This is a genomic window from Domibacillus robiginosus (assembly GCF_000966195.1).
GTDB classification, from domain to species: Bacteria; Bacillota; Bacilli; order Bacillales; family Domibacillaceae; genus Domibacillus; species Domibacillus robiginosus.
The window spans coordinates 23,486-33,335 of the sequence record NZ_LAHL01000037.1 but is presented as its reverse complement, the minus strand read 5'-3'; the positions used below and the strand labels follow the sequence as shown (position 1 = coordinate 33,335).

The 9,850-nt window shown below is 40.7% G+C and carries 9 protein-coding genes and 1 pseudogene; 7 read left to right on the top strand and 3 right to left on the bottom strand.

Annotation, left to right across the window (positions count from 1 at the left end; all coding sequences use genetic code 11):
• Both VP97_RS24370 and VP97_RS16495 read left to right on the top strand, forming a co-directional pair.
• Positions 1 to 187 (top strand): annotated as a pseudogene (locus tag VP97_RS24370) (hypothetical protein); the annotation flags it as partial.
• 307 nt (positions 188 to 494) lie between these two features.
• On the top strand, positions 495 to 1,823 hold the full coding sequence (locus VP97_RS16495) for a GntT/GntP/DsdX family permease (protein WP_050183150.1): 1,329 nt from the start codon (positions 495 to 497) through the stop codon (positions 1,821 to 1,823).
• Between the two features lie 83 nt (positions 1,824 to 1,906).
• On the opposite strand, the gene VP97_RS16490 is transcribed toward VP97_RS16495, so the two are convergent.
• Together VP97_RS16490 and VP97_RS16485 are read right to left on the bottom strand one after the other, a co-directional pair.
• On the bottom strand, positions 1,907 to 2,458 hold the full coding sequence (locus VP97_RS16490; protein ID WP_050183147.1) for a ClpX C4-type zinc finger protein: 552 nt from the start codon (positions 2,456 to 2,458) through the stop codon (positions 1,907 to 1,909).
• A 321-nt stretch (positions 2,459 to 2,779) separates the two neighbouring features.
• Complete coding sequence (locus tag VP97_RS16485; RefSeq protein ID WP_050183146.1) at positions 2,780 to 3,625, bottom strand: MurR/RpiR family transcriptional regulator; 846 nt, start codon at positions 3,623 to 3,625, stop codon at positions 2,780 to 2,782.
• A gap of 149 nt (positions 3,626 to 3,774) precedes the next feature.
• On the opposite strand from VP97_RS16485, the gene gnd reads away from it, so the two are divergent.
• From gnd to tatC, 5 genes are all read left to right on the top strand, one after another.
• Positions 3,775 to 4,674, top strand: coding sequence for a phosphogluconate dehydrogenase (NAD(+)-dependent, decarboxylating) (gene gnd / locus VP97_RS16480; RefSeq protein ID WP_050183145.1), 900 nt, complete (start codon positions 3,775 to 3,777; stop codon positions 4,672 to 4,674).
• A 260-nt stretch (positions 4,675 to 4,934) separates the two neighbouring features.
• Positions 4,935 to 6,557: a flavin monoamine oxidase family protein gene (locus VP97_RS16475; protein WP_050183144.1), complete on the top strand. Its 1,623-nt coding sequence runs from the start codon at positions 4,935 to 4,937 to the stop codon at positions 6,555 to 6,557.
• 49 nt (positions 6,558 to 6,606) lie between these two features.
• The gene (locus VP97_RS16470) at positions 6,607 to 7,152 is read left to right on the top strand and encodes a RidA family protein (RefSeq protein ID WP_050183142.1); all 546 of its coding nucleotides are present in this window, start codon (positions 6,607 to 6,609) and stop codon (positions 7,150 to 7,152) included.
• 30 nt (positions 7,153 to 7,182) lie between these two features.
• The gene (locus tag VP97_RS16465) at positions 7,183 to 7,395 is read left to right on the top strand and encodes a twin-arginine translocase TatA/TatE family subunit (protein ID WP_050183140.1); all 213 of its coding nucleotides are present in this window, start codon (positions 7,183 to 7,185) and stop codon (positions 7,393 to 7,395) included.
• A 62-nt stretch (positions 7,396 to 7,457) separates the two neighbouring features.
• Positions 7,458 to 8,183 (top strand): twin-arginine translocase subunit TatC, encoded by a 726-nt coding sequence (gene tatC / locus VP97_RS16460; RefSeq protein WP_050183138.1) that lies wholly within the window; start codon positions 7,458 to 7,460, stop codon positions 8,181 to 8,183.
• Between the two features lie 86 nt (positions 8,184 to 8,269).
• On the opposite strand, the gene gntK is transcribed toward tatC, so the two are convergent.
• Complete coding sequence (gene gntK, locus VP97_RS16455) at positions 8,270 to 9,814, bottom strand: gluconokinase (protein WP_050183135.1); 1,545 nt, start codon at positions 9,812 to 9,814, stop codon at positions 8,270 to 8,272.
• Between the last annotated feature and the right edge of the window lie 36 nt (positions 9,815 to 9,850).

Genomic DNA, 9,850 nt, shown 5'->3' with positions numbered 1-9,850 from the left:
GTTTCACTTGACAGTTACACCTGGCTTTCATTCCTTATCAAAAACAGAACAGATGGAGGTGTTCAAGGTAGTTCAACAAGATTTATTTCCAATATCTAAAGCAGACATTTTTAAGATGGCTAATGAAGTTCGAGAAACTTGTTTTTCGAAAGTTACGAAAAGAGCCTTCTTTTTCATGAATCGTTAGATATGTCTTTTAATGAATTTCTATAGTTGGAGGTAGACGAATGTAGTTAGTGAAGTTAATTGTCATTAAGAATAGTAAAAGTTTAAATGAGATTAATTAAAATTAATAGTATTTGATTCAGTCTTTTATGAAAAAGAAAAAAAATGATTGTGTTTTCATTATTTTGTCGATTTACTGAAAAATAAATAAATATTTTTTCTAAAAATAGTATTGATTTAAGAAATATTTTTTCGTATAATAGGTTCAACAGTTGGAAATGCTTACATTATCAATTGAAGCTATAATACAGTATAAGGGTGGTAGTTCAATGGACGCTTATTTATTAATTATAACGCTGCTATCAATTGTTCTCGTCATCATCGGCGTTTCTTGGTTTAAGTGGCATGCATTTATTAGTTTAACCGTAGCCAGTTTGTTTTTAGCTGTTTTTTCCGGTTTATCCTGGGACAAAATTGTAAGCGCTTATGAGACAGGAGTCGGAGGCGTACTGGGGCATTTAGTTGGTATTTTAGCTCTTGGTACAATTTTAGGGAAAATGCTTTCTGAATCCGGTGCCGGACTGCAGATTGCAAACTATTTTGTAAAGGTTTTCGGTGAGAAAAAACTTCCGTGGGCAATGTTTTTCTCAGGATTTATTATTGGAATTCCGGTCTTTTTTGAAGTCGGTATTTTAATTTTACTGCCGCTTGTGATTTCAATTCAAAAAGCGACAAAGAAAAATATTTTATTAATTGCTTTGCCTGGAATCGCTGGTCTTTCCGTTGTACACGGCCTCGTACCTCCGCATCCTGGCGCAATTGCAGCAATTGGCATTTACGGCGCTGATTTAGGAAAAGTACTTTTGTATTCCTTAATTATTGCTCTGCCAGCCGGTATTATCAGCGGTCCTTTGTTTGCAAAGTTCATTTATAAGCGGGTTATTCCAAAAGGAGAGCCGAACTTAGTGACGATAGAGCAAAAAGATCCGGCTTCTCTTCCTGGTGTAGGTATCTCATTCCTATCTATTTTACTGCCCGTTATTTTGATGATCATTGGGACAGCAGCACCTTATGTTGGCCTGCCTGATCAAGCCGAACAAATTTTAGCTTTTATCGGCAGTCCGCTTGTAGCTCTTTTACTAGCTTGTTTCTCGGCTTACTATTTCCTCGGCTTTCGTCAGGGAATGGATCGGGATACAATTAAAAAGTTTACAGAAGAATGTATTGTACCAGTTGGTTCAATTTTGTTAATTATCGGAGCCGGAGGAGCGTTTAAGCAAGTACTGATTGACAGCGGAGTTGGAGCAACGATTGGAACAATGTCAGAAGGATTATCCCTGTCACCGCTTTTACTCGCATTTATGATTGCCGGTTTGATCCGCATCGCGACTGGTTCTGCTACAGTAGCTCTTACAACAGCAGCTGGTATTGTTTCACCTATCATTGCAGGGATGCCAGATGTAAATCTTGAATTGCTTGTGATTGCAACAGGAGCCGGATCACTGATGTTCTCACATGTAAATGATGCAGGATTTTGGATGGTAAAAGAATATTTAGGCTTAACAGTTGAAGAAACATTTAAAACCTGGACAGTGCTTGAAACTCTTCTTTCTTTTGTTGCGTTTGCTGGTGTTCTGCTCGTAAGCATATTTGTATAAGGATATCCATTTCATCAAAGCGTATCCAAAGAAACCTCCCTGGAAATCCAGGGAGGTTTCTTTTATATTATTTTTTTAATGGGTTAAATAACATTTTTTCCGAATTCTAAACACCCTTCACAAATGGAGACACCGGGTCCGAGCGTCAGAGTACCAGCTGTCTCTGAGCTCTTTTGGCAAAAAGAACAATTTTCCATATAAGAGGCATGGGCGGCAGAGCTATTTTTCAAGTCCTGCCTGGAATAAGACTGAATCACATCTTTGCCAAATTCTAAGCATTTTTTACAAATGGAAACACCAGGTCCAAGCGCCAGAGCGCCCGCTTCGCTTTTATTTGTTCCACAGAACGAGCAGTTTTCCGCGTAACTATCTTCTACTGGCGGCAGATCTTCTAGTTTGGTCATGGAATCAAACAAATGCTCAATAAATTCCGGATGTACATAGTCTGTATTTCCTTTTATCTGCTGTTCAATAGTTGAGTAGGCAATAGCCATTCCTTCATAAAAAGCTTTTCTTTCTGGACTTTTTCTTTTTAAGGATTCTTCCTCACATTGCTGCTGCAGCTTTCGTAATTCATTTACTGTTACTTTTACTTTCTTATCCTGCTCCATGTTCTTTTGTCCATTTTGGTTCATTTCAGCCGCCCTTTCTTCAAGGAATGGTACAAATGGAATCGTTTGTACACCTACCTAATTTCTTTGTATTTGGAAGAATTCCTGCTTATTTTCTTGAAAAAACTTCATTCATATATAAAAAGCCAAGAGATAGCAGGCAAAGCTGCTTTCTCCTAGCTTTTATTTGTTAAAGAAGATTTGTATAAAATGAAGGAAACGATACATATTATTCGTAGCGGTCAGTTCATTTTCCATCTGTAAAAAAGCTGTCTGGTCCACTCGATGGTACACAAATGGAAAGTGCTTTCATTTTCAAGAAGGAGTAACCGTCAAATAAGTCGGTTAGATTCTTGTTTCAGAAATAGAGTTACGGATTTTATCAAGCGCTTTGTTGGCGTTATATTTATTCAGCACCATAATGTTTACATAAAGGGCGTCAATAATGCTTAACTGTCCAATACGGGAAGAAAGGGCTTCAGAACGAAAATCTGTTTCCTCGGAGCTTGTAAAAAGTGCGACATCTACATTCTGGCCAATAAATGATTTGGGGTAGCCGGTAATTCCAATGGTTTTAGCACCATTTTTTTTAGCTGTTTTCAAAATATTAATTGTATCTTTATTGGTGCCAGAATGGGAAATAACGACGGCGACATCCCTTTCTGTCAACTGGGAAGCTGACATAAGCTGATAATGGGAATCAACAAATGAGAACGCTTTAATTCCCGTGCGAATAAATTTGTGATAAGCATCCATGGCAATAACCATAGAGCCGCCGACACCATAAAATTCGATTTTAGCTGCATGAAGAAGGATGGATACAGCTTGATGAAGTGCGTTCTCATTTAAAAGATGAAGCGTATTTTCAAGCGTTTGAATATTTGATTGAAAAATCTTTCTTGTAATCGTTTTTTCATCATCGTCTGCAGAAATTTCTGCATGAATCTGCTGAATCGGTTCCATAATTTCAGAAGCGAGTGCAATTTTCATGGCCTGATAGCCTTTAAATCCTATTCGTTTGCAAAACCGAAACACAGTTGCATCCGCAACATGCAGGGTCTCTGCCAATTCATTAATCGTAATATGAACGATTTTTTCAGGATTTTGCAAAATATAATCCGCTACCTTTTTTTCTTTTTCGCTTAGCCTCGCATAATAAGAGCGAATTTTTGCCATACACTGTTGTGCCACGAGAGTCCCTCCTTGCAAACTGTCTTATAACATTAGTATAGCACAAGCAGAAAAATAAAAAATATTTCTTGAAAGGGTTTTAATGAAGAAAAAAATTTTATATAATTTAATAAAGGTATGAAAATTATTTTCGAAGGAGTTTATAACATATGCATATCGGTTTAGTCGGGCTCGGTAAAATGGGATTTCAATTAGGATTGAACTTAATGGAGCATGGTCATGAGATTACTGCTTTTGATGTAAACGAGGAAGCAAGAGAAAAAATGCACGGAGAAGGGGCAAAGACAGCTTCTTCTATTGAAGAGCTTGCTGCCAGCCTGCCGAGCCCAAAAGTGGTCTGGATAATGGTTCCATCCGGTGAAATTACGGAAGGAGTCATCAATGAGGTAGCACCGCTGTTAACGAAAGGGGATATCGTCGTAGAAGGCGGAAATTCACATTATAAAGATTCCATTCAGCGTGCAGAAAAACTAGCGGGGCACGGTATTCACTTCTTAGACGTTGGTACGAGCGGCGGTACATCCGGAGCAAGAAATGGTGCTTGCATGATGGTGGGCGGCGAAAAGTCCGCTTTTGAACAGCTAGAATCGGTTTTCCAGGATATTTGCGTTGAAAAGGGTTATCTGTATACCGGAAAAAGCGGCAGCGGGCACTTTTTGAAAATGATTCATAACGGCGTAGAATACGGAATGATGCAGGCCATTGCAGAAGGCTTTGAGCTTCTAGAAAAAAGCGATTTCGGCTATGATCATGAACAAGTAGCCAGAGTGTGGAACCACGGTTCTGTTATCCGCTCATGGCTAATGGAACTAACGCAAAATGCTTTTTCAAAAGATCCAAAGCTTGAAGGTATTAAAGGAATTATGCATTCTTCTGGAGAAGGAAAATGGACGGTCGAGACAGCTCTTGAAATGCAGGCAGCGGCTCCAATTACCGCTTTGTCTCTTATGATGCGTTATCGTTCACTTGAGGAAGATACATTCTCTGGGAAAGTAGTGGCTTCTTTGCGCAATGAATTTGGCGGCCACAGCGTTGAAAAAAGTAAGTAATGGGATAAGATTATACAGTTAACGATTTTTACTTTTATCCAAAAGAAGCAGCGGCTCCCTTTTCAGAAGGGAGACCGCTTTTTTCTTTTTCTACCTGGCTAGAAATTGATTAAATCAGCAGCAATTCTTCGTTCTATTTTTATTGTTGATATGGCTGTGGTAGTTAGAAAATATGTAATATTTTCTAACAAATGTGTAGATATGGAAAAATATAAACCCTATTATACTCTTATTCCAAGTGATAAAAAGGGGGAAACAAAATGACGAAAGAACAAAAAAGCATAACGAGGAGAGATTTCCTAAATCAAGTAGGAAAAGTGGGAGGCGCCGTTGCTGTATTTGGGGCGATGGAATCTTTAGGGTTTTTAGCTTCTCCTGTGATGGCTAATACAAGCAGCTATCGTGCTCCAGCTAAAAGTGATCTTTCCTCTTCTGGTAAAACAGGGAAGAGAGTCATTATCCTCGGTGCAGGTATCGCAGGAATGACCGCTGCTTATGAACTTGGAAAAGCAGGCTATGACTGTCACATTCTCGAAGCGAGAGGCAGGACAGGCGGTAGGAATTGGACGGTGCGAAATGGAACACAGGAAACCGAAATTGGTGGAATAAAACAAACAGCTACATTTGACAAAGGGCTTTATTTTAATGCAGGTCCTGCCCGAATTCCACAGCATCACATAACGATTGATTATTGTAAAGAGCTTGGTGTTCCTCTTGAGGTATTTTGCAATGCCAATGAATTTTCCTACTACTATCAGGAAAAGGTCGGTGGTTTAGCAGATCAAAAAATTCGCAAGCAGGCCATCAAAGCGGACACGCGGGGCTTTGTATCCGAATTGTTAGCCAAAGCGGTAAATAAGTCTGCGCTTGATCAAGAACTAACAAAAGAAGATATGGAAAAACTGATGGATTACTTGAAACGCGAGGGCGATTTATCTTCTGACTACACTTATAAAGGCTCAAGCCGCCGCGGATATAAAGAGCTGCCTGGCGCCGGACTCCAGCCGGGTACAATAGATACACCCTACACACCTAGTGCACTTCTTCAATCAGGAATGATGAATAACCTCAGCTCAGATTACTCCTTCACCCAACAACCTATGATGTTCCAGCCCGTAGGAGGGATGGACCAGATACCCAAAGCACTTGAAAGACAGCTTCCAGGAAAAATTACATTTGAAGCAAAGGTCTTGGAAATTCGCCAATCTTCAAACGGTACCCGAATTGTATATAACGTAAAAGGAAAAGTAAAAGAACTAACGGGAGATTACTGCATCTGTACCATTCCTCTGCCCGTTTTAAAAAGCATCCCAGCAGACTTTACGCCTGAGATGAAAAAAGCCATTGCTAGCATTCAGTATGCAACAACAGGAAAAATTGGTATTCAATTTAAAAGCCGATTTTGGGAGCAGGAAGATCGAATTTTAGGTGGTATCACCACAACCAATATGGATATCTCACAAATTTGGTATCCATCTTCTGACTTTTTAACTCAAAAAGGAATTGTAGTAGGCTACTACAATTTTGGACAAAATGCAGTCGATGTAGGCAATCGCTCCCTTGCCCAGCGTCAATCTCATGCTTTAGCTCAAGGAGGAAAAATACATAAGCAATATGCTGATGAATTTGAAACCTCTTTTTCTCTTGCATGGCACAAAATTAAATACAGCCAGGGGGGATGGGCTGAGTATTCTGCATCAGATTTAAAAAATTACTATCCAATTTTGAACCAGCCGCAAGGCCGCATTTATTTAGCCGGCGAACACCTCAGCTATATGACCGGATGGATGGCAGGTGCGTTTGAATCGGCCAGGACAGCCGTGAGCCAAATCCATGAAAAAGTGCTGAAAGAAAGCGGACCTGTACCGTCAAAAGCAGGATAAAAATTGACCACTCACTCTGCTTATTTTTATACATTAAAGGAGGAAAATCATGAAAAAAACAATGAAAACAACGATCGCTTCTGTGGTCATTAGCGCAAATGTTCTTGCAGGTTTTTCCATTGCTTCGGCTGTAAGTGAAAAAGAAGAAATAAAATCTAATAGAGTGACTTTCTTTGGAAGTTCTACCTCTACTATTTCAAATTCTGTGGCAATTCCGGCTTCACATGGACAATTATTATTCAGCGGTACGGTTCCTCCTTTGTTAAATAAAGATGGAGCGACCACATATGAAAGATATGGAGATACAAAAACGCAGGCTGTGGGTATTTTGAAAAACCTAGAAGCACAGTTGAAGGCAAAAGGGCTTTCGATGAAAGATATCACATATTTGCGTGTGTATGTTGTGTCGGACCCGAACAAAGGAGGAAAACCAGATTACCAGGGCTGGTTTGATGCATACGGACAATTTTTCAACACGGAAGAAAATCCAAGAAAAACCGCTCGTTCTACAGTAGGTGTGGAAAGCTTAGTGAATTCAGATTGGCTGATCGAAATAGAAGCGGTGGCCAGCTTTAAGCATACAAGCAGAAAATAAAATACATTTATTTGAAAGGAGCAAATTCTTATGCTGCAAAATATCGGTGTTCCAGGTTTAGTGTTAATTTTAATCATTGCTCTTGTGATCTTTGGCCCTTCAAAGCTTCCAGAAATCGGGCGCGCGTTTGGTCGTACGTTAAGTGAGTTTAAAAGTGCGACGAAAAACTTAGTGGAAGAGGAAGAAGAGAAAAAGCCTGAGCTGACAACCGTGGAGAAAAAAGAAAAATCAGCCGTTTCGTAAGAAATATGTAGACGAGGTAACTCGTCTACTTCTTTTTTTAGCGGAAGACAGGAGGCGTTCAAATGGAAAACAAGGATATTCAACTGATTGAGCATTTGGAGGAACTTCGTCAGCGGATTGTCAAAACGTTAGCAGCATTTCTTTTTTTTCTGGTTATCGCTTTTATATTCGTTGAAGATATCTACCACTGGCTGATCAAAGATCTGGATGGCAAACTGGCCATCCTGGGGCCGAGCGATATTTTATGGGTATATATGATGATTTCAGGCGTAGGTGCGATTGCTGCGACGATTCCAGTAGCCGCTTACCAAACATGGCGCTTTGTCGAGCCGGCTCTGACAAAAGAGGAAAGCCGGGTTGCACTTCACTTTATACCAGGTTTATTTCTTTTGTTTCTAACAGGCATTGGATTTGGTTATTTTATTTTATTTCCGATTGTTTTAGGATATCTCACAGCATTATCCTCCGGACAGTTTGAAACAATGTTTACAGCCGATCGCTATTTCCGTTTTATGCTTCATTTAACACTGCCATTTGGTTTTTTATTCGAAATGCCTTTGGTAGTGATGTTTTTAACGAGACTGGGTATTATCAACCCAGTACGGCTGGCTAAAGCAAGAAAGGCTTGTTATTTCGCTCTTGTGGTGGTCTCCATTTTGATTACGCCGCCCGACCTTGTTTCAGATATTTTGGTAATCATTCCTTTGTTGCTTTTGTACGAAGTGAGCATTACCATTTCAAAAGTAGTATATAAGAAACGGCTGGTCAGTCAAGTCCCTCTTACATAAAGAAAAAATATTTGTGTTCTAATAAATAAAGCGGCCTGTCTAGAGAAACAGGCCGCTTCTTTTTGTAAAAAACACGTAAAGCAACTTTATTTAATCCACTTTTGCTGAAAATCAGCAATAAGGCTGTATTCATTTTCAAGCGCTCGTGCTACGCGAATATAAATAGACATTAAATCCTGATAAACTTCTGCGTTGTCCGGATTTGGCTGGTGGCTGTGTGTGCTGCCCACCCATTCTGACATAATAGAAAAATCATCAATTTCTCCAAGTGCGTACATCCCTAGTACGATGGCACCGAGGCAGGAACTTTCAAAGCTTTCCGGTACAATCACTTCCTGATCAAAAATATCGGCCATCATCTGGCGCCATAGTTCAGAGCGGGCAAACCCGCCTGTTGCTTGAATCTGCTTCGGCACGCCAATCACTTCCTGAAGGGCAAGCATCACAGAGTACAAGTTCAGGATTACTCCCTCTAAAACAGCGCGAATCATATGCTCCCGTTTATGGTGCAGGCTGAGACCGAAAAAGGAGCCTCGTGCATTAGGGTTCCAAAGCGGTGCCCGCTCACCAGCCAAATAAGGGTGGAACAAAAGACCATCCGCACCCGGTGCGACGCGAGATGCGATCTTGGTCAGTACTTCATACGGATCAATGTCGAGCCGCTTTGCCGTTTCTACTTCAGCTGCCGCAAACTCATCCCGTACCCATCTAAACGTCATGCCGCCGTTATTGACCGGTCCGCCAACAACCCAATGATTTTCAGTTAGCGCATAACAAAAAATCCGTCCTTTTGGATCGGTGACCGGCTTGTCTGTAACAGTACGGATCGCACCGCTTGTGCCAATTGTTACTGCTACTACACCTGGATCAATAGCATTAACACCCAGATTAGATAAAACCCCGTCACTTGCCCCTACAATAAATGGTGTTTCATCCGAAATACCGAGCTCTTCCTTGTATATCTGCTTCAAGCCTTTTAAAAAGTGAGTCGTTGGAACGGCCTGGGACAGCTGGTCCTCAGAAATACCCGCTACTTCAAGCGCTTCCGTATCCCACGCTAGTTCATGTAAATTAAACATACCCATTGCAGAGGCAATAGAATAGTCAACGACATATTCGTCAAACAGCTGATAAAACACGTATTCTTTAATGCCGATAAATTTGTCAGCGGCTGCAAACACATCTGGCTGATCGGTCCGCAGCCAGGCAATTTTGCAAAGAGGCGACATTGGATGAATCGGTGTACCGGTTCTTTTGTAAATCTCCAGCCCGTTCATTTCATTTTTAATTTTTTCAGACCATTTTGTCGGCCGGCTGTCCGCCCAGGTAATGCATCGTGTTAGCGGCTTGCCGTTTTGATCCATGGCGATGACACTGTGCATTGCTGAACTAAAGCTGACGAGCTTTAACTGGGCGGGGTCCACTTGACTTTTTATGAAAACTGTTTTGATCGTTTCAAGCACGGCCCGGAAAATTTCATCTGGATCCTGCTCGGCAACGGATGGAGACGGGCTGTAGAGAGGGTACTCCACATGATGCATGGCAATAACTTTGCCGGCTTCTCCGAATAAAACCGATTTTGTACTGGTTGTTCCTATATCAACACCTAAATAAAAAGATTGATTTGACATATGAATGGTCTCCTTTATTAAATGATCCGATCTTTG